16 protein-coding genes are annotated in these 20,672 nt (G+C 62.5%); 4 read left to right on the top strand and 12 right to left on the bottom strand.

The genetic code is table 11. The features are described from left to right. Positions 1 to 20 precede the first annotated feature (20 nt). Complete coding sequence (locus BLP96_RS13420) at positions 21 to 1,049, top strand: Fe(3+) ABC transporter substrate-binding protein (protein WP_089686977.1); 1,029 nt, start codon at positions 21 to 23, stop codon at positions 1,047 to 1,049. Between the two features lie 107 nt (positions 1,050 to 1,156). On the opposite strand, the gene polA is transcribed toward BLP96_RS13420, so the two are convergent. Beyond that, positions 1,157 to 3,919, bottom strand: a complete 2,763-nt coding sequence (gene polA, locus BLP96_RS13415) for a DNA polymerase I (RefSeq protein WP_089686975.1) — start codon at positions 3,917 to 3,919, stop codon at positions 1,157 to 1,159. 254 nt (positions 3,920 to 4,173) lie between these two features. Here polA and BLP96_RS13410 point away from each other — a divergent pair, with 254 nt between their 5' ends. The 3 genes from BLP96_RS13410 (at position 4,174) to speA (ending at position 7,457) form a co-directional block, all read left to right on the top strand. Then, positions 4,174 to 4,461, top strand: coding sequence for a DUF2782 domain-containing protein (locus tag BLP96_RS13410; protein WP_089687102.1), 288 nt, complete (start codon positions 4,174 to 4,176; stop codon positions 4,459 to 4,461). Positions 4,462 to 4,572: 111 nt separating this feature from the next. Then, the gene (locus BLP96_RS13405) at positions 4,573 to 5,535 is read left to right on the top strand and encodes a homoserine kinase (protein WP_089686973.1); all 963 of its coding nucleotides are present in this window, start codon (positions 4,573 to 4,575) and stop codon (positions 5,533 to 5,535) included. An 8-nt stretch (positions 5,536 to 5,543) separates the two neighbouring features. Beyond that, positions 5,544 to 7,457 carry a biosynthetic arginine decarboxylase gene (speA, locus tag BLP96_RS13400; RefSeq protein ID WP_089687100.1) on the top strand — a complete coding sequence of 638 codons (1,914 nt, stop codon included), beginning with the start codon at positions 5,544 to 5,546 and terminating at the stop codon, positions 7,455 to 7,457. Positions 7,458 to 7,502: 45 nt separating this feature from the next. Here speA and BLP96_RS13395 read toward each other — a convergent pair whose 3' ends face one another. The 11 genes from BLP96_RS13395 to BLP96_RS13345 form a co-directional block, all read right to left on the bottom strand. Beyond that, complete coding sequence (locus BLP96_RS13395) at positions 7,503 to 8,168, bottom strand: fumarylacetoacetate hydrolase family protein (protein WP_089686971.1); 666 nt, start codon at positions 8,166 to 8,168, stop codon at positions 7,503 to 7,505. Positions 8,169 to 8,280: 112 nt separating this feature from the next. Continuing rightward, a complete protein-coding gene (thpD, locus tag BLP96_RS13390) occupies positions 8,281 to 9,273 on the bottom strand; it encodes an ectoine hydroxylase (RefSeq protein WP_089686969.1) in 993 nt (330 codons plus the stop codon). A 585-nt stretch (positions 9,274 to 9,858) separates the two neighbouring features. Further along, positions 9,859 to 10,800: a tyrosine-type recombinase/integrase gene (locus BLP96_RS13385; protein ID WP_089686966.1), complete on the bottom strand. Its 942-nt coding sequence runs from the start codon at positions 10,798 to 10,800 to the stop codon at positions 9,859 to 9,861. Further along, positions 10,797 to 12,581 (bottom strand): MobH family relaxase, encoded by a 1,785-nt coding sequence (gene mobH / locus BLP96_RS13380; RefSeq protein WP_089686965.1) that lies wholly within the window; start codon positions 12,579 to 12,581, stop codon positions 10,797 to 10,799. The genes BLP96_RS13385 and mobH overlap by 4 nt, the downstream gene beginning before the upstream one ends. Before the next feature lie 270 nt (positions 12,582 to 12,851). Next, positions 12,852 to 15,116, bottom strand: coding sequence for a DEAD/DEAH box helicase (locus BLP96_RS13375; protein ID WP_089686963.1), 2,265 nt, complete (start codon positions 15,114 to 15,116; stop codon positions 12,852 to 12,854). Positions 15,117 to 15,209: 93 nt separating this feature from the next. After that, on the bottom strand, positions 15,210 to 16,712 hold the full coding sequence (locus BLP96_RS13370; RefSeq protein ID WP_089686962.1) for a DUF6094 domain-containing protein: 1,503 nt from the start codon (positions 16,710 to 16,712) through the stop codon (positions 15,210 to 15,212). Positions 16,713 to 16,780: 68 nt separating this feature from the next. Continuing rightward, positions 16,781 to 17,374, bottom strand: a complete 594-nt coding sequence (locus tag BLP96_RS13365; RefSeq protein ID WP_218118611.1) for a hypothetical protein — start codon at positions 17,372 to 17,374, stop codon at positions 16,781 to 16,783. Positions 17,375 to 17,455: 81 nt separating this feature from the next. Further along, entirely contained in the window at positions 17,456 to 18,079 is a 624-nt protein-coding gene (locus BLP96_RS13360) for a DUF3275 family protein (protein WP_089686957.1), read from the bottom strand. 93 nt (positions 18,080 to 18,172) lie between these two features. Beyond that, the gene (gene radC, locus BLP96_RS13355) at positions 18,173 to 18,712 is read right to left on the bottom strand and encodes a RadC family protein (RefSeq protein ID WP_089686955.1); all 540 of its coding nucleotides are present in this window, start codon (positions 18,710 to 18,712) and stop codon (positions 18,173 to 18,175) included. A gap of 77 nt (positions 18,713 to 18,789) precedes the next feature. Continuing rightward, the gene (locus BLP96_RS13350; RefSeq protein ID WP_023004671.1) at positions 18,790 to 19,155 is read right to left on the bottom strand and encodes a hypothetical protein; all 366 of its coding nucleotides are present in this window, start codon (positions 19,153 to 19,155) and stop codon (positions 18,790 to 18,792) included. Between the two features lie 505 nt (positions 19,156 to 19,660). Beyond that, positions 19,661 to 20,092, bottom strand: a complete 432-nt coding sequence (locus BLP96_RS13345; protein ID WP_089686952.1) for a MerR family transcriptional regulator — start codon at positions 20,090 to 20,092, stop codon at positions 19,661 to 19,663. Positions 20,093 to 20,672: the final 580 nt, after the last annotated feature.

Raw genomic sequence — 20,672 nt, 5'->3', positions numbered from 1 at the left:
GATCGATAACGAGGTTCACGATGATCAAGCACGCACGTCTCGCTCTTCCCCTTGCCGTCGCCATGGCTGGCTCGGCGCTAGCTACCGGCGTTGCCGCCGATGAGCTCAACCTCTACTCGGCCCGCCACTACGACTCCGACGAAGCCCTCTATCAGGCGTTCACCGAGGAGACGGGCATCGAGATCAACCTGTTGGAGGGCGATTCCGACCAGTTGATCGAGCGCATCCAGCGCGAAGGCGAAGCGAGCCCGGCGGATGTCATGATCACCGTCGACGCCGGCCGTCTGTGGCGCGCCGAACAGGAAGGCATCTTCCAGAGCATCGAGTCCGACGTGCTGGCCGAGCGCCTGCCCGATTCGATGCGCCACCCGGAAGGCAAATGGTTCGGCTTCAGTCAGCGCGCACGGGCCATCTTCTACGATCCCGATACCATCGACGCCAGCCAGCTCACCAGCTATGAAGATCTGGCCGATCCCGCCTTCGAGGGGCAGGTGTGCATTCGCTCCTCCAACAACATCTACAACCAGTCGCTGCTCGCCTCGCTGATCGAGCACCATGGCGCCGACGAAGCCGAGGAGTGGGCTCAGGGCGTGGTCGACAACATGGCACGTGATCCCGAGGGCGGCGATACCGACCAGATCAAGGGCGTCGCCAGCGGCGAGTGCGGTGTGGCGGTAGCCAACCACTACTACTACGTGCGCCTGCTGAAGTCGGACGACGCCGCCGACCGTGAAGCCGGAGAGAGCGTCGAGATCCTCTTCCCCAACCAGGACGGCCGCGGCACCCACGTCAATGTGGGCGGTGCCGGCGTGGTCGAGGGCGCTCCCAACAAGGAGAACGCCATCCGCTTCCTGGAATTCCTCGCCTCCGACGAGGCCCAGAAGCTCTTCGCCTCGGACAACTTCGAGTTCCCGGTGGTCGAGGGCGTCGCCATGGACGAGGTATTGGAGTCCTGGGGCGACTTCAAGAAGGATGAGATCAACGTCAGCGTTCTGGGTGAGAACAATCCGGAGGCAATCAAGATCTTCGACCGCGTCGGCTGGCGATAAGCCTTCAGCCAGCGAGCTCGAGACGGAGACGCCACCGCATTCGCGGTGGCGTTTTTCATTCCACCGTCATCAACGGAGGAGAAAAGAGTTGCGCCACGAGCGAGGAGTCAGTGGGCCTCGTCCCAATTGGCCCCACTCTCGGCCTCGACGATCAGCTCGACGTCGAGGTCGGCTGCCGCCTGCATACGCGCCTTCACCTCCTCGATGAAATCGTCGACCTGCGCCACGGCCACCTCGAAGACCAGCTCGTCGTGTACCTGCATCACCATCAGCGCATCGCGCTCCTTCTTGGCGAGCCAGGCATCGACGTCGATCATGGCACGCTTGATGATGTCCGCCGCCGTGCCCTGCATGGGCGCGTTGATCGCCGTGCGCTCGGCTGCCTGGCGGCGCGCACGGTTCTGAGAGCGGATCTCCGGCAGGTAGAGACGCCGCCCGTAGACCGTTTCCACGTAGCCGTCATCGGCCGCCTGGGTGCGGATGCCCTCCATGTAGCGCGCCACGCCTGGATAGCGATCGAAGTAGCGGTCGATGTAGGTCTGAGCCTGATTGCGTTCCACATGCAACTGCCGCGCGAGGCCCCAGGCGCTCATGCCGTAGATCAGCCCGAAGTTGATCGCCTTGGCACTGCGTCGCTGGTCGGGTGAGACCTTGTCCAGCGCCACGCCGAAGACCTCGGCGGCGGTGGCGGCATGGATGTCGCGCCCTTCGGCGAAGGCCTCCAGCAAGCCCTTGTCCGCAGAGAGATGCGCCATGATGCGCAGCTCGATCTGCGAGTAGTCGGCAGCGACGATCCGATAGCCGGGCCGCGCCACGAAGGCCTGACGAATCTTGCGCCCCTCTTCGGTGCGAATCGGGATGTTCTGCAGATTGGGATCCGACGAGGAAAGCCGCCCAGTGGCGGTCACCGCCTGATGATAGCTGGTATGCAGCCGCCCCGTTCCGGGATTGACCAACCGCGGCAGCTTGTCGGTATAGGTGGACTTGAGCTTGGCCAGGCCACGGTGCTCCATGATCACCTTGGGCAACGGGTAGTCCAGTGCCAGTTCCTCGAGAACGGCCTCCGCGGTGGACGGTGCTCCCTTCGGAGTCTTCTTGATCACCGGAATCTTCTGCTCCTCGAAGAGGATCTGGCCCAGTTGCTTGGGCGAGCCCAGGTTGAACTCGCGCCCGGCAAGCTCGAAGGCCTTGGTCTCGAGCTCACGAATCCGCGTCTCCAGCGCCTGACTTTGAGCATGCAGCCGCTCGGGATCGAGCGCCACGCCCGCCCGCTCCATGCGCGACAGCACCGGAATCAGCGGCAGTTCGATGCGCTCGAGCACCTCGGCGAGCCGCCCCTCGGCGTCGAGGCGCGGGCGCAGCTCATGGTGCAATCGCAGGGTGATGTCGACGTCCTCGCAGGCGTAAGGGACCGCCTGTTCCAGAGCGACCTGATCGAAGGTGAGCTGCCCCGCCCCCTTGCCGGCAACCGCTTCGAAGGAAATGGTCGACTCGCCCAGGTACTTCAGTGCCAGCGAGTCCATGTCGTGTCGAGTGGCCGTGGAGTCGAGCACATAGGACTCCAGCATGGTGTCCTCCAGCGGCCCGGCCACCTCGATGCCGTAATTGGCCAGCACCGAGACGTCGTACTTGAGGTTCTGGCCGATCTTGGTCTTGTCGCCGGCGCCCAGCAGTGGCTTGAGCGCCTCGAGGACGCTGCCACGGTCGAGCTGATCCGGAGCGCCCAGGTAGGTGTGAGCCAACGGGATATAGGCCGCTTCACCCGGTGCGAGCGCCAGGCCCACGCCGACGACCTCCGCGGCCATGTAATCGAGGCTGGTAGTTTCCAGGTCGAAGCAGAAGCTGTCGGCCTTGGAGATCCGATCCAGCCAGGCGTCGAGATCGTGTTGGGCCAGGACGACATGATCCTGGCGAGTGCCGCCGGTGCTCTGCTCGGCGCCGCCGTCCTGCGAGGCCGGCGTACCGCCGGTGACATCGTCTACGCCCTCGTCTCTGCCTTCGAGCAGCTCGGCCAGCCATGCCTTGAACTCCAGACGCCGATAGAGCGCGAGCAACGCCTCGCGGTCGGGATGGGCGAGATCCAGGTCGTCGAGGCCCACCGGCAGGTCGCAATCGGTCTTGATGGTGGCGAGACGGTAGGAGAGAAAAGCCTGTTCGTGGTACTCGTCGAGCTTCTTGGGCAGGCTCTTGGCGCCGCGGAAGTCGAGAGTGGCGACACGCTCGAGGTCGGCGTAAATGGTGTCCAGACCGCCTTTCATGCCCTGCAGCAGAGCCAGCGCCGTCTTTTCGCCGACCCCCGGCACGCCGGGAATGTTGTCCACCTTGTCCCCCATCAACGCCAGGAAGTCGATGATTCGTTCCGGCGGCAGGCCGAACTTCGCCTTGACGCCGTCGACGTCCAGAACCTCATCCTTCATGGTGTTGACGAGGGTGATATGGTCGTTGACCAGCTGCGCCATGTCCTTGTCGCCGGTGGAAATCACCGCATCGCGCCCGTCTTCGGTGGCCAGCCGGGCCAGGGTACCGATGACGTCGTCGGCCTCCACGCCTTCGACGCACAGCAACGGCAACCCCAGCGCCTTGACGCAATCGTGCAGTGGCTCTATCTGGGCGCGCAGGTCGTCCGGCATGGGCGGGCGATGCGCCTTGTACGCCTCGAAGAGTTCGTCACGGAAAGTCTTGCCGGGTGCGTCGAAGACCACCGCCATGGGACTGTTCGGATAGTCTTTGATGAGCCGCTTGAGCATGTTCAGCACGCCCTTGATGGCCCCGGTGGGCTGCCCTTCGGACGTGGTCAGCGGCGGCAGAGCATGAAAGGCGCGGTAAAGATAGGACGAACCGTCGACGAGAACGATGGGCGTGTCGGCCATGTGTCGGCTTCCCCTGAACGGTGGTGAACGAAGATGACGAAAGGATGATCCCGATCTCCCATGATACGCATAGCACACGGCTTTTGCCGCGAGCATTGGGCGGTGCCAGGACGGCAGCGTACACTAGGGACCTGCAGGGAGGCTGTAGGGTTTGACCGACCGTGGCACGAGACTCGGTTTCTCAGAGTCGATCCGCGTTGAAGTCGAAAGCCTCCGAGACCATCGACTACCGCCCATCGGCGGGGGAGATCGCCATGAACCTCATTCGTTTCTGGCCGCTTGCTCTGCTCCTGACACTCGGCCTGGCCATGTCGGCCCCCGTCCTTGCCCAGTCGGAGGGCGATACGGAGCCGCAGATCACGACCCGCCAGGAGGCGGACCGCACCGTCCGCGAGTACCGCGTCAACGACGCCCTCTATGCCATCGAAATTCGACCCTCCGATGGCTCGAGCTACTACCTGGTGGACCAGGACGGCGACGGCAACTTCACCCGCCAGGAAGACGGACCCACTGCAATCCCCGAGTGGGTGCAGCGCCGTTGATGCCGACGACCGCCCCTGTCGCATCAGGCAAGCCACTTGGCGCGAAGGCGCATCGCAACACTTGGCCGCTATGGCTACAATAGGCGGCTTGGCAACCTGGGCGAGAGACACATGGCCGTATTCACCCCGCTGAGCGACGCACAGGTCGCGGAATTCCTCAGCCGTTTCGACGTCGGCTCGCTGGTCGCGCTGGAGGGCGTTGCCGGCGGCACCGAGAATACCACTTTCTTCGTCACCACCGACCGCCGCGAGTTGGTGCTCACGCTTTTCGAGCAGGGCGAACACGAGGAGTTGCCGTTCTTCGTCGAACTGCTCGACTACCTCGACGAGCATCGCCTGCCCGTGCCGGGTACCGTTCACGACCGCGACGGCATCGCTTTGCACAGTCTGGCCGACAAGCCGGCACTGCTTTTCCCGCGCCTGCCAGGCCGCCACCCCTTGTCTCCCAGTGCCGAGCAGTGCCGGGTGCTCGGCGATACGCTAGGCCGCATGCACGTGGTTTCCCAGCACTTCCCTGGTCATCGCCCCAATCCGCGCGACCTCAACTGGCTGACGGCCATGCACCACAAGGCACTGGTCTATCTGTCGGCTGACGACCAGACGCTGATGAAAGACGAGGTGGAAATCTATCAGGGCGTGTTCGGCGACGCCCCCGAACTCCCCCAGGGCGCCCTGCATGGCGACCTGTTCCGCGACAACACCCTGTTCGAGGGCGATCGCCTGGGCGGCATCATCGATTTCTACAACGGCTGCACCGGCGACTTGCTGTTCGACCTGGCCATCGTCATCAACGACTGGGCGACCGAGCCCGGGGGGCGCCTGGATTCCGAACGATACGACATCATCCTCAACGCCTACCAGAGACGCCGACCGCTCAGCGAGGCCGAACGCAAGGTCTGGCCGATCATGCTGCGCATGACCGCGCTGCGCTACTGGCTCTCGAGGCTGCTGGTGATCTACGTGGACCCGCCGGCCCATGACCTGACTCCCCACGATCCCGAGCAGTTTCGCACCATTCTCAAGGCGCGCCTGGAACACGGCGCGCTGCCACTGCCCGAAGCGAGCCACGCATGACGCTATCCATGGGATCCACCGCTGGCCCCGCTCTGCGGGCCCGCCGCACCTGGAACATCGACCAGTGGGGCAGCGGCTACTTCGACGTCGACGACCAGGGGTACGCACTGGTAAGGCCGCTCGGTAGCGAAGCCACGGGTCCTGCCCTGCCACTGTCGCGGCTGGCCGACGAGCTGCGCCAGGCTGGCCTGCGCCTGCCGGTGCTGGTGCGCTTCAGCGACATCCTGCACGACCGCGTGGAACAGCTGTGCGATGCCTTCGACCTGGCCATGCGCGAGGAGGCATACCGGGGCGGTTACACCGCGGTCTACCCCATCAAGGTCAACCAGCAACGCCGCGTAGTGGAGGAGATACTGGCCACCCGCGAGCGCGGCCACGGCCGTGTCGGCCTGGAGGCCGGCAGCAAACCGGAGCTGCTCGCGGTGCTGGCGCTTTCCACCGATGGGCCTTCGCTGATCGTGTGCAACGGCTACAAGGATCGCGAGTACGTGCGCCTGGCGCTGATGGGCGAAAAGCTCGGCCATCGCGTTTACCTGGTGGTGGAGAAGTTCTCCGAGCTGCCGATCATCCTCGAGGAGGCCGAACGCCTCGGCGTGACCCCGCGCATCGGCCTGCGCGCGCGGCTCGCCTCGGTGGGCCGCGGCAAGTGGCAGACCTCCGGCGGGGAAAAATCCAAGTTCGGCCTCACCGCGACCCAGATACTCGAAGTGGTGGAGCGTTTGCGCGAAGCCGGGGCTCTGGCCAGTCTGCAGTTGGTGCATTTTCATCTCGGCTCGCAGATCGCCAACATCCGCGACATCTGGCGCGGCCTTCGCGAGTGCGCACGCTACTATCAGAACCTGCTCGTACTGGGCGCCCCCATCGATACCGTGGACGTCGGCGGTGGGCTCGGCATCGATTACGAAGGCACCCGATCGCGCAGTTTCTGTTCGATCAACTACTCGATGACCGAATACGCACGCAACGTCGTCGCTGCCTTCGCCCAGGCATGCGACGAGGCGGACCTGCCCCACCCGCATCTGATCAGCGAATCCGGCCGGGCGCTCACCGCCCACCATGCCGTGCTGATCACCAATGTGATCGGCGAGGAGCGCGTCGAAGCCCATGCTCCGGCAGTACGCACCGCCGACGACCCCCAGGTGGAAGAGCTATGGCGGGTCTTCGATACCCTGCATACCCAGGTCGTGGATCCCCGCGGCCTGGTGGAAGCTTGGCACGATCTGCTCGAGGGCATGAGCGAGCTGCACGGCCGCTTCGTGATGGGCATTGCCGACATCACCGCACGTGCCGAGGGAGAGAGCGTCTACTTCGCGGCCTGCGCGCGGTTGCGCACGCTGCTCGACAACCGCAACCGGGCACACCGGGAGATTCTCGACGAGCTTGCCGAGAAACTCGCCGACAAGCTGTTCGTCAACTTTTCGCTGTTCCAGTCGGTGCCCGACATCTGGGGCATCGACCAGATCTTCCCGGTGCTGCCGCTGACCGGCCTACACCACGAACCGACGCGGCGCGGCGTGATTCAGGACATCACCTGCGACAGCGACGGTCGCATCGACGGCTACGTCGACGGCCAGGGGGTCGAAACCACCCTGCCACTGCCGGAGTGGGACGCGGACGAAGAGCGCCTGCTGGGCTTCTTTCTGGTCGGCGCCTACCAGGAGATCCTCGGCGACCTGCACAATCTCTTCGGCGACACCGATTCGGTGGACGCCGCCCTTGGCGAGGACGGTCGCTGGGTGCTCACCAACGCGCAGCAGGGCGACCGGGTGGCCGACGTGCTCGCCTATGTCAACTTCAACGCCGAGGTACTGCGCGAGCGCCTGGCCGTCCAGCTGTCCGATAGCGGCCTCCCGGCCGACGAACAGGCCGACTTCCTCGACGACCTCTCCGCAGGGCTGCAGGGCTACACCTACCTGGAGTGAGCTCCCAACGCTCAGGGGGCTTCATCTCCACGGACGCTTCGGCGCTCATTCTGCCACGTGCGCCGATACGTCCAGCCCTCCGGTCAATGTCAGATGCAGCGTTGCGCCGCGCGTCAGCTCACCCACGCCCTTCGGCGTGCCGGTGAGCACCACGTCACCGGGTTCGAGAGTGAAATGGCGGCTCATTTCCGCCACTAGGGTCGGCACCGGGAAGAGCATGTCCGAACCTTCGCCGTGCTGGCGCAGTTCGCCGTCGACCTCCAGCTCGAAGGTCAGCGCATTCCAGTTGGGAACTCGACTCAGCGCCAGAAAGTCACTCAGCGGGCAGGCGCCATCGAAGGCCTTGGCCACCTCCCAGGGATGTCCCTTCTCCTTGAGCCGGGTCTGGAGGTCGCGCAGTGTCAGGTCGAGCGCCAGCCCGATGCCGACGATGGCTCGCTCTGCCTCGTCGGTGGTGGCATGGGTCAGCGTCTCTCCTATCAACAGTGCCAGTTCCGCTTCGTAGTGCACCTCCCCCCGCGAGAAAGGCACATCGAGAGCCCCTTCCAGAGGTACGGCACTGGTCGCCGGCTTGATGAACAGCAACGGCTCGCTGGGAACGGGGTTGTCCAGCTCCTTGGCATGATCGGCATAGTTGCGGCCTACGCAGACGATCTTGCCGAGCGCATGGGGAAACGCCTGACCGTCGGTGAAGCGGGGAACGAAGCGCATGGCGGGTCTTCTCCTTCTCGTTACGCGTGCCGCTCTCGATACGGCGACAAGCCTAACAGTCTAGCGCACCATGCGCCCTGTTCCACCCCGCCACCTGGCGGGGCTGGGTACTTCAGGACTCCTCCGGCGTCCAAGTCTCGTCGGCGGCATGCGCCAGGAAGCCCGGGCGCCGACGACGGGCGGCAAAGGGCTCCACGCAGGCATTGTCACGCCGGTTGTAGACGAAGAAGACGTTGCTGCGCGGATCCGGCGACATGTTGGCATTGGAGCCGTGAAGGGTGTTGCAGTCGAACAACAGCAAGCCGCCGGCTGCGCCGGTTGGCGCCTCGATACCGTGGCGTTCGACGAGTTCGGATAGCGCTTCGCGACTCGGCACGCCGATCTCCTGCTTCTTGAGCGACTGCTTGTGGTTGTCGTCCGGGGTTTCCCCCAGGCAGGGGACGAAGACTCGGTGCGAGCCGGGGATCAACATCAGCGGACCGTTGAACGCATGGTTGTCGGTCAGCACGATGGAGGCACTCACGGCATGCATCGCCGGCATGCCGTCTTCGGCGTGCCAGGTTTCGAAATCGGAGTGCCAGTTGAAGCCCTTGCCTTCGAATCCGGGCTTGTAGTTGATCCGCGACTGATGCACGTACGCCTCACCACCGAGGATCTGGCGGGCTCGCCCCATCAGCCGGTCGTCACGAGCGAGCTGATTGAAGCGCTCGGAGAGGAAGTGCACGGCGAACAGCGAGCGAATTTCCTTGCCTTGCGGCTCCTCGATGCTGAAATCGCGCCCACGGAAATCGTCGCGATCGAGCAGCGCCTTGAGTTCCCGGCGCAGTTCGGCGAGTTCTTCACCACTGATGAAATTCGGCTCGAAAAGAAAGCCCTTGCGGTCGAACTCGTCGAGCTGAGCCTGGCTCAAGGGGCCATCATCGACACTGCCTTTGACGACCGGTTCTCGGCGGTTGATCCAAGGCATGTCCAGCGGCCGCGCAAGGCGCGTGGGGTACGGATCCCGGCCCGTGAAGGGGGTTCCTGCCGACCGTTCGCTGCCGAGGCTTCTACTGACGTTGCGGGTTTCGTTCACGTTTCGAGTGGACGATGTCTGCACTGACATCCAATCACCTCCTGTCTATCCGTGATCGGCTTCAGATTCGCTATCGTACCGACGGCCGGCGATCGGCCGCCTGGAAACGGGATGCTCCTCCCGTGATATGCTGGGTGGGTATGCGAGGCCAGAATTTCAAGGGAGGCATGCGCAGTCGATCGCCGACACCGTGTAGACACCCACGAAAAAACCGCCTCGTCGGGCGGTTTCTCATGATGGGCAACATATTGATTTCGCGGCGGTTCGAGTGGTGCCGGCACCAGGAGTCGAACCCGGGACCTACTGATTACAAGTCACACCACCAAAAACCGTTAAAAATCAGTGCATTACGCCTGGCGTAAGGCTTCGTGAAATGCGTATAGAGACAGCCTGAGAATCAGGAATTACCACCAGCATCACACGGCATCATCGAGTAGCTATTGAAGAGGATGAGGCTGCAAGTGTCAACCTGAATCAGGGCGGGCTAATTCAGACGATCGTCAAAGGCAGGTAGGCGCGGAAGGGCTCTCGAGGGAAGCAAAAAGCGGTGCCGGGCTGACTCATCAGTCCGGCACCGCCTGAGGCGTGACTGGGATTGCCTAATGGCGCCCGAGTTTAGAGGCGCCCCTCAATGGCACTGCGCAGGCTGCCGATATCGACCTCGACGTACTCCAGCGTCGTGCTGATGTTGCTGTGGCCGAGCAGCGCCTTGACGATGTGCAGGTTGCGGTCCGGCTCTTTCATCAGCTCAGTGCCCAAGGTATGGCGGAATCGGTGCGGACTCATCTGGTAGCCGCAAATCTGCGAAAGCTTCTGATAGAAGCTCTCCACCTGCCAGGAGTCCATCGTCTCCATTCGGTGCCGAACGCTGAATCGGTTCACATTGAAGAGCTGCTCGCCACGCTGGATACCCACCATCTTGGCCGAATTCATCAAGTTTTCCAGGTGCGGGTAGAGAGCATTGGAGATGGGGACAAAGTGTTCGCGGTTGTTCTTGGCCCCCTGCCAGGTAGCGGTGAGCACGCGACTTTTAAGGTTGATATCCTCTGGCTTCATCAGCAACAGCTGAGTCAGACGGATGCCCGTATGGTAAAACGTCTCGAACACGACCTCCCAGAACCAAACAGGGTGGAGTATCGAAGGTTTTTTTCGGTAGAGCTCCATCTTTTTATATAGGCTGATGGCTTCACGCGCCATTTCGACCTGCCGCTTGCTCAGTGTCTTCTTTCGCTTCCTGGGAGAGGTGACCTCCATCTTGGCAAAAGGGTTGAAGGAGGTATCGATCAAGGCATGATCAATCGCATGCTTGAAGAGTATCCGGTTGTGCCGGCAGTAGTTATTCCAGCTTGAGTGAGCGAGGTTTCTACCCTCCTCCGAGAAGCAGAACTCCCTCCACTCCCTGACATCATCACGAGTCACTTCCACTGGCAGCTTATCCTGGCCCACGAACCTGCGGAATAGTTTCACCGGAACGCTATAGGAAATACGGCTTCTTTCGGTCAGCCAGCGCTCGGAAAAATAGGATTGCAGCAAGTCGTCAAAGGTAAATGATTTCATTCTTCAGGCTTCCCATCAATCAGGTCAATAAAGGGGTTATCAAACACCACCTTATCCTCCTCCATCAGGTCATCTTTACCCACAAGATACCCAGAAAGCGTGCTCGACTTCTTATTTGGGCCGACCACCTTTACCTTGTGAAAACTTCCGCCATCCTTGTTTTTCTTGTGCAGCTTCAGCTTCTGGAATGAATCTTGAACTTCTTTCCAGCCTTTCTCTTCTCCGCTCACCTCCTGACAATAGCGCTTGAACACCCTGGGGCTGACCACCATCAGCATTCCATCCACGGCATGCACCAGAGCCTTGGAGTCGTTCATCAATACCTTGTGAGTTTTCAACCCGCCTCGCAACCAGGCGAGAAACTCTTCCCCGGATGATGACTGTCCGGGCGATGCCTGGCCCGCAAGTTTCTCAGCACCCTCATCAGGATTACGACTTGGCTGCCGCTCCATATCTGGCGCTGCTTTCTCATCGCCGCCTGTGGCGATATCAAGGATGGAGGATTCCAGGTCATCCTGGCTTTCCGAAGTTTCTGCAGTTGCAGGCTTTTCACCTTTCTCCTGATCTTTACGATGTTGCCTAGCTGGCTGACTACCTTCACCAATCTCACCAACGTCAATGGCCTCGACACTCCCCGAGAAAACCTCAGGCTCCTCATCACCGCTCCAAACGAGCGACTTATGAACCTTGAGCATGGAAAGATCGGCCCGCCATTCCCCCATCTCGACCCTACACTTCCAGACCGAACGCCCCTCTGGATTCTCTATAATCAGGCCATGGGACTGCATTTCGTCATAGAGGCGAGACTCATTGGATGGCACGCCCTCGATGCCATGGGATAGCAGATAGCTCTTGATCTCTCGTGGTACCAGCGGCGTCACCAGCCAGAGCGCCTCGGGAGTGACAAACCCCTGAGCGCCTTTTTCATTCAGGCGGATCTTTTCTGTCACGATGTGGCGAATAGCACCTTTGAGCTTGCTCTGTAGGGATTCCCGGGGTGCCTTGTCGATATTGGAGACCTTGCCACCCAGCGACTTGGCCACGCTGGCCCTGTCAGCCTGACTGACAATCTCACCGACAACCCCGGAGCGCTCCGTGTGGCCACTGATCGCGTACATCACCAGACCAAATAGCTCCGGCTGGCTTCTCAACCACTCGAGCCCGGCATTGCCAATCACCTCCTTGCACAAGAGGGGGTTGGCCGCAGCGTGAAGGAAGTAGTCTCGCCCCTTGATATAGCGAACCCGATACTGGTCGGGAATGATGCCCTCCCACAGGCACCACCTGCGGCCAGATCTCAGGTATATATCGACGTCGACGATGACCTTGGCGATATCGTGCAGCAGGCAGGCATAGATGACCGCCACGCTCCATAGCTCTCCGGCAGAGGACTGCTTTTCGGGTGTCTCCTTCGGAGGGAGCAGGTGCTGTCGTCTGAGCCTGAGGCCAAACACACAGGTCTCGAGGCCGTGGTCCAGCATGCCACCGGGGTAGCTATGGTGGTGAGATTCCGAGGCTGGCAGCAGCTGGACATGCTCTGCATATCGTTTCAGAGGCTCTTTGACGTAGGCCTCGAACACCAAATCTGTCAGCGAGGTACCTTCCTGAATGGCCTTGAGCAACTGCTGCCGATAAGGCGCCGCCAACAGTTCAGCACCAGTACGAGGTACTTCCCAGCCAGGAGCACACGAGTCATTGGGGATATCTGGCAGACTACGACGCCGGCCGCGCAGAAAACGTAGGTTCAACAATTCTCGCTCCAGGTGATGCTTTCCATGCATCACATACTTGACTCCCCTCGGGAGCCAGTAGAAACGTTAACTGCGATGAGAGAGGTTTCGACCGGGCGATCCGTGCCCAAATCATGCAACTGATATACATATAATGATAACCAGTTGCATTTATTATACCCATATAGTATTTCAGGGATATTTAAAATGACGTAATCTTTATCCTCACCAGACATAGACTCTGGATTACAACTAAAGTCTACGCACCCCTTTCACAGGTAACAAAAAGCCCCTCCGCAGAGGGGCTGAGTAAGGTGAGCATCAACTGACCAGCTGCCGGGCCAGGGCCATCTCCACGGAGTCTCCGTCCGTATTGAGAGCATCCAGGCCCGACTCGGGCACGTCTCCCGACGTGCTCTGGGCCACGGCGATCTTCTTGGCCATCAGCGACAGGCAGGCGATCTGTGACGATCCGGCATAGCCGAGGTAGAGCACCTTCACCGGCTGCCGCTGGCCGATCCGCCAGGAGCGGCGGGCAGCCTGCTGCAGGGTGTAGACGTTCCAGCCCGTCTGCATGAAGACGATGGTGGGGAAGTCCAGCAGGTCGAGCCCGGTCTTCACCAGGTCCGGATTGGTGATCAGCACGTCGACACCGCGGTCGACCTGATCGGCAATCCAGTCCTCGCGCCGCTGGGTCTCCACGCTGGAGCGCAGCACCGCGACCTTGAAGCCGGCCTGGGTGAGCATCGCCTTGAGTCGGCTGCTGGTATCGCGCTTGCCGGTGTAGGTCGTGTAGACCAGCACCTTGCGCCCCTCCGCCTTCTCTTGCCGGCAGATATCCACCAGCTCGCGCTCCTTGGGCATCGGCTGTTGCTCGCCGTAGAGGCTCTTCACGAACGCCAGCAGGCTGCCCGAGCGCGGATGCTTGACCGTCTCCGGTCGGAAGCAGCAGTCCGGCCAGGCCAGCAGCGCATTGAGCACCACGCCCAGCAGGGAGGTGTCCTTGCGTGCCAGCGCCTGTCTGAGCTCGGCGGTCAGTTGACCCTCGAGCCGCCGGTAGGCAAAGGCCTGCTCGTCGTCCATCGGCACCTCGATGAACTCTTCATCGTAGGGCGGCAACACGTTGCCACCGATGTCCTTGAGCTTGAGGAAGACGGTGAAGGGCAGCACGTAGCGCATGATTCCCTTGGGGCCGAAGCCCGGGGCCTTGACGGTGCGCACCGACAGCTTCTTGCCTCGCGCTGTCTTGTGCGACTCGCCATCGCGCTCGGTGTAGATGTCCTTCAGCACCCCGTGGTCACGCAGGAACGACATGGCCGCAGGGCCCATCGATCCGCGCCCGTTGGGGCGATACCCGTCCTCGAGCATCTTCGGCGTGAGGATGCGGAACAGCAGGTGGAACAGATCGTCGGCATAGCCGCCCATCAGGGTGCCGGTCAGCAGCAGCGACTTGCGCGCCTTGGCCGCCAGCACGCCCATGGCCTGGCCCTGGGCCGACCCGGCGTTCTTGTACTCATGCCCTTCGTCCACGATCAACAGATCGAAGGTGTGATCCGGCAGCTGCCGCTTGATGAACTCGGTCGGCTGGTAGCCGCCTTCGCCGAAACCAAACTCCATCGTGGCCATGGCGCGCTCCATGCGGGCCGCCTGCCGGTCGGAGAACACCAGCTCGCCGTTCTCATCCATGAGGTTGATGAACTCGTGGATGTTGTCACCCAGCAGCATGGCCAGGAACTCCTCGCCAAATTGCTGCACCAGGCGCTCCGACGAGACCTTGCCGATGGTAGGCAGCTTGCGCAGCGCCTTGAGCACCAGGTCGCGTTGCAGGCTGCCCGTCGCCCGCTGCGGCCGCATCAGCGTCCACAGAGGGCTGTGACAGTACCGGCACTTGTGGCGCCGCTCCTCACGGAGAAACTGCGACAGCGATACCATCTCGTTGTCGCTGTCGACCACCGTGCCACCGCACTGGGGGCAGGCCGCCAGCTCGCCGCCCGGCACGCGCTTGCGCGCCGCGGCGGGACGCCAGTGGAAGCCCATGCGCATCCGCACACGCCCCAGGATGAAGAACTCCGGCCGCCCATCGGACGGCTGGCCCAGGGCCTCACGGAGCTTGAGCAGCTTGACCAGGGTATCCGGGCCGTTCAGCACCCAGACCCTGGCCTGATCGACGGTCTCCAGGATCTCCCGCCGCCACTTGTAGACCAGGTGGGGCGGCGCGATCACCAGGAAGCGCCGGTAGCCTTCGCCATGACAGACCGCCGCGGTAGCGATGGCCATCATGGTCTTGCCGGTGCCCATCTCGGCGTTGATGATGCCCGCCGGCTCGTGCCGATCGAGCAGCAGCGCCGAGATGGCCTGGACCACCTCAGCCTGCTCAGGGAAAGGCGCCCGCTTGAGGGCCGCCATGACGGCCTGGCGACGAGGGTTGGCCTCGCCGTCATAGACCGGGGGATGGGAACGGTTGAGCGAGGCCAGCAGGCCATCACCAAACTCCTCCACGAAGGCGTTGAGGTCCACCTGAGGCCCGAAGGCCTCGCCAGACTGCGCCATGCCGGCCGTCGCCGGCAGCTGAGTAATGTCGTTCATGTCCGTCTCCTTGTGCACAAGAAAACGGCGGACACTCCCCTCCCCTGGCGGGTTGGAAAGGCCCGCCGTGGGGAATGGCGCCCGGGGCGCCGGTCAGTAGTCGTCTGGCAGCAGCAGCGTGGTAACGCTGCGGTCCGCCTCGGTAATGATCCAGACGGTGAGCGACTCACCGATCCGGTAGGACGAGAGCACCCTGTCACCGTGAATCAGGGCCTGCTCATTGCTCTGGCGGTCCTCTTCGGGCACGTCACCCCAGTCGCCGGTGACGTGTCGTCGAAGTAGCGCCATGGGCGAGACCTCGCCCCGCTCCACCAACTCGTTGACGGCCCGAGTCATCACCACGCGTCCTACATCGAAGCGACGTGGATCCGGCCTCGCGGCACGCTCGGCGACCTGGTTGAGCGGTGCAGGGGCATCATCTGGCCCGGCATCTTCCGCCGTGCTACCCGCGTCCGGTTCGCCATCACTGGCCGCCGGCGTCGAGGTAATGGTCAGAAGCTGCCCACAACGAGGTGAGTCTGGCGTCATCTCCCAGGCGCGGATCACCGGCACAAAGCGGTCGGTGAGCACGCGGGTCTCGGTGATGGAGCCATCCTCCCCCTCGGTAAACTCGGTCTTGGCGACCTTATCCTTGTGGGTGTTGCCCTTGACCACCAGGCAGCGCCCGCTGGGCGCAGTGACCACGCCGGAGATCGCCCCGGCCGCCAGCGACAGGGCCAGATGCCAGGAGGAGAGTCGGCGCACTGGGGGACGCGGCGACAGGCCGGTCTTCCCGAACACGCTGCCCACCCCGGGCCAGAGCCCCTGCAGCTTCCCGACCTCATCGGCCAGCTGCTCGGCATCGAGCGACACGCGATAAAAGTGGCGCAGCTCGCCCTGAGCCGCCGGTACCACGTAGGGCTCGAAGGGCCACACCTCCGGGATCACCTCGGGTATGACCTCCTTGCTTCCCACGCGTAGCAGCTGGGCGCGCATCGCCTTGACCTCCTGACTGCGCTGCGCCTCGCGGCGTCGCACCCGGCGGCCCAGGATCACCACCTGCTGGAAGTCATCCACGGCAGCGCGAAAGACCCGCAGCTCGGTGAAGTGGTTGACCAGCCAGCCGGTCAGCTCCTTGTCCAAGGCGTAGTCGGGAACGATCAACACCATCACGCCCCCGACCTGCAGGGTGCCAACGGTGCGCTGGTAGAACAGCTTCTCCAGGCGCCTGCGCCCCTTGCCCTGATAGCGCTCATAGCCGGCGTGGTCGGCCAGCAGGTCGCCGTAGGGCGGGTTGAGCCACAGGCAGCCGACGCTGCGCGGTGAGATCACCGTGTCCATCAGGTCCCCCTGCAGGCCCTTATCCACCAGGCCTTGTATCGAGGCGGCCCGCTCGGCGTGATACTCCACGCCATAGGCCTGAACGCGTTCGCGCCCCAGGTGGTGCGCAAGCTCAGCGATGGCGGCACCCTCCCCCGCACAAGGGTCGAGCACCCGCATCCGGCCGGCGCTCGCCGGGCTGAGCGCCTGAAGCACACGCTCGATCGACGCCTCGTCCGTGGGGAAGTAGCCATTCCTGGCGAAGTTGCGCGCAATGCGCTGAAACATCAGTGCCATGCGACACCTCCTGTCGGTTGGGTATGGTAGGCGCGGCCAGGACGGTCGCACCGCGGTGGAGCAAGAGCTCAAAGCTCGGGGGTGAGCACGCCGGCGCGGATCATGCCGCTGAGGCGTGGGGCCAGGGCGTTCTCGTCGAGGGAGATCTCCCAGGCCTGGATCGGCCCCTGTGAGAACGGGGCCGGAAGCACCGCATGCTGGGCATGCAGCAGCGTCATAATCGGCGCCTGCCAATGATCCAGCAGAGGCAGCGGGCAGAGCTCCCGCACGCGAGGCCACAGCTGGTCATCCACCGGGCAGGTGCCCTCCTCGTCGTCGAGCAGGGCGATGCTGTGTAGGTTGGCGCGATCCGGCGTGATGCAGCGCTGGTCGAAGAGCCACACGTGTACCAGGGTGCCGAAGCGCGTCTGGCGCAGCCGGGCGGAGCGCCGGGAGTAGCGGTCCATGTCGCCAAAGACCATGGCGTGGCGAGTGTCGCCCTGGCAGAGATGCAGGGTGTCCAGGCCATTATCTGCCGTTGGCAGCGTCAGCCTGGCCAGCAGCTCCTGCAGCGCTGTATCCCGCCCCCACAGGGAGAGGAACAGGCACTCGCGCTGCCGGCCAATGCAGAACGCATCGGCGTACAGGTCCAGGCACTCATCGAGGGTGTAGAGCTCGGGCATGATGGCCTCCATCGGTTAACGAAGATCGATGGGGCATCCCGAGCCCGGGGCATCGAGATGCCCCGGTGGGGAGTGGCTGCCTCAGGCAGCGGCTTGCCAGGTCTGCGTCGGCGCCTGGAATCGGTAGCCCAATTCCTTCAGCCGACTCACCTGACGGCGGAACAGCGCTCGGTCCACGGTGGGATCGAGCTTGACGCTCTGCCCCAGGGGCCATAGAAGCCCGAAGAGCTCGGCATCGGGATGGGTCTCCTGACCAGCGGCGTGGGCTTCTGGGGCTTGAGGGCCTGGCGCCACGCCGGCTTCACCCTGAGACGATGGCACAGGCGGAGCCGTCGGCTCGCCCGGCACAGGCGTGGATGGGGCTGGTGGCACGGGAGGCGCAGGAGAGGCTTCCTCCTCCAGCGGGTCCACCTCAGCGGAGTCGAAGCGCGGGCCATGCTGGGTCACCAGCATGCCATCCTCGGTCAGCAGCATCTCGCCGACCTTGGCGCGGACCTCCACGACCAGCCGTCCGCCGGCGAAGTAGCTCGCCGGGCGAATCTCGATCAGCAGAAATTCGCCCTCAAACACCCCTTCGCTGAACTGATCCAGCTGAGGGTCCTTGATGACGAATTCGCCGATCGAGGCCGCCAGCAGGCCCACGTTGAAGGGGCCGTTGCGCCCATGAATGGTGCGGACGGTGAGCCGCCCGGGGATCTTGATCATCACCAGACTCCTGTTCGACAGGATGCGAAAAGAGTTGACGGGGCCGACAGCGTCGGCACCCGTCCAAGCGGCCTCGGGCAAGGGCCCGAGGTGTCAGAGATAACCTCGCTCCGCGAAGGAGACCGAGTCCGAACCGCCGACCACGATGTGGTCGAGCACGCGAACTTCGATCAGACCCAGTGCCTCCTTGAGGCGCTGGGTGATGCGTCGGTCCGCATCGCTCGGGTCGGGCTCCCCGCTGGGGTGATTGTGGGTGAAGATCACTGCACCAGCGTTGTGGTGCAGCGCCGCCTTCACCACCTCCCGCGGATAGACCGAGGCGGAGTCGAGGGTGCCGTGGAACAGCTCGCTGAACTCGATCACGCGGTGCTGGGTGTCCATAAAGATGGCACCGAACACCTCGTGGTCGTAGCCGGCCAGCTTGAGCCACAGAAACTCACGTACCCGATTGGGTGTGTTGAGCTTCATGCCCTTGGAAACGGAGCGCTCCACCACCTGTCGCGCCGCATCGATGACGCGGTCATCGGGGGCCGCCAGGTAGTTGCCGTCGCTGTCGCGCACGAACAGCTGAGGCGCGTTGGATGGGGAGTAGCGAGAATCTGCCGGGAGGACAGCTGCTGAAGTGTGTGTCATGACCAGAACCTCCGGACATGACCGAGACCGCCCCCTCCGGGAGCGATGTCCCGGTCGGGGTGGGTAGTGAGGAAGGGTTACGCGGCGGCTAGCAGCGAGTGGTTCAGCTCGTCGTGGCGAGCCACCAGCAGGTAGTCACCGTGCTGACGGTCGTTCTGCACCACGAGGGCCTCGAGCTCGAGAGCCAGAGGCTGGTGGGGGTTCCCGCATGGCGGGATGCGATGGTGAGTCAGCCGCACCGCCTGGGTCCCTGCCGGGTACCCGGAAAGCTGGCTGGCCACGTTCTGCAGCAGCATTTGGAATCGTTCGAGGGGAGTGACCCCATGCTCCGAGACCACGTGCTCTGCGGCATACATGCAGTCGTCCATGGCCCGCTCGCTGATGCGAACCTTGCCCACAAAGCCATGGTCACAAGCCAGCGACGACATATCGTAGGATTTCATGGTGTATCTCCTGCGGTATTGCACACAGGGGACACACCTTCCCCACCGGGGAAAGTGGATCCCCTGGTGGGTGATGGCACATGAGTGCCGAGGAAGAGGTGCTGCATCCACCCCGGGAGGGCGGCCTCGTTTCGGGATGCGCGAGGCCTTGGGAGGTGGCGTACCGCCAAGCGGCGCACCCTCAAAACGCCTGGGTGCCGGGGTGCCTCGGTTGGTGCCGGTCGAGACCACCGGACCGCCATGGGCGGCACTTACAAGAGCAAGCTTACGTCACCGCCGACCACAGTCAAGCGGCAGAGCCACACGCATGGCGGCTTGTTCACATTCGAATAGAAATAAAATTATGGAGATTGTTTACATATCCCCACCAACGTTTAAAAACGGCTAAGCGTTCGGCAACGGGAATCTACGAACTACTAAAAATCATGTTTGGCATATAGTAACTCTGACATCAGCAGTGAATAATCAGTAGAGAAGATCCTGCCGACATAACATCTCTTCCGCATCACTGACGGCGTCTTTCTGAATCACCCTTGATGTCCGCTGACCCCGACGACCCCAAAGCTACTATCAGTTGCCTCAGGCTGGAATCATCGGGTGCATCATCATGTTCAATGCTCTCCAGCCATTGCGCTATCGCCTGGAGCTCTCGAATCCGCAAGCGAATGTGACAACCTTTATTAGCCAACGGCGTATACCTATCGACAACCGTAGGATTGTCTTGATCCGCCCAATGTAGTATCTGCTTGATTGCCGGGAGACCAACTCCCAACGAACGAAGGCAATCAATGAAACGAAGTCGCCCTAGCGCCTCTTCATCGTAAAGTTGATAGCCATTGCACGGATCCCGTTGCGGTCGTAACAGACCCTCACGTGTGTAGTGGCGTACCGTTTCAGCAGAGACGCCACCAGCACGAGCCAATTCTGTGACTCGCATTGCCCTTTCCCTACATATCCATTCTACGTCAGCTTACAACCTTGAGGCTGCCCAAAGGTCAAGATCGAGCTGGGTCGACCCATGGCGGTCTCCATCGTAGTGCTGCACCTCCAAAATGTGGCCTTGAATCAAGGGTAAAAAAACAGATACGCATGAGAGCGGTACAAAGGATTCAAGAAGTTAATACTGCGCTGGTGTCATGCCGAATAACCAACCAAGACCAAAGTTTTGAACATACATCCATGCCGAAACGGTATAACCTATGGTAAAAGTCATCCCAGCCATTCGCCCAGGTCACCACTTCAATGAGGCCACTGCAGCTTACGGCAAGCTCCATCTTGATCCATGTCAATGGACAGGATTCGATTCTGCGCTAGGGTAAGATGTACATCACTCTGCAGGAGCCCTGCCGCATGGCCAGGCACGCGTCATTTCCCAAGCAATCCTCGCGGTCTGCCACCGCGTGGCATCGCTTTGGTCTGGTCATCCTGCTGGGCATGGTGCTACTGCTCTCTAGCGCCGCCACAATGGCAGATGTCCCTTCCTCGGCAGATGCTCCCTCCTCTACTGTGTCTGGCCA

Origin of the sequence: Billgrantia gudaonensis, from assembly GCF_900100195.1 — a bacterium.
GTDB lineage: Bacteria > Pseudomonadota > Gammaproteobacteria > Pseudomonadales > Halomonadaceae > Halomonas > Halomonas gudaonensis.
The sequence above is the reverse complement of the archived record's forward strand: the minus strand, read 5'-3'. Positions and strand labels throughout refer to the sequence as shown.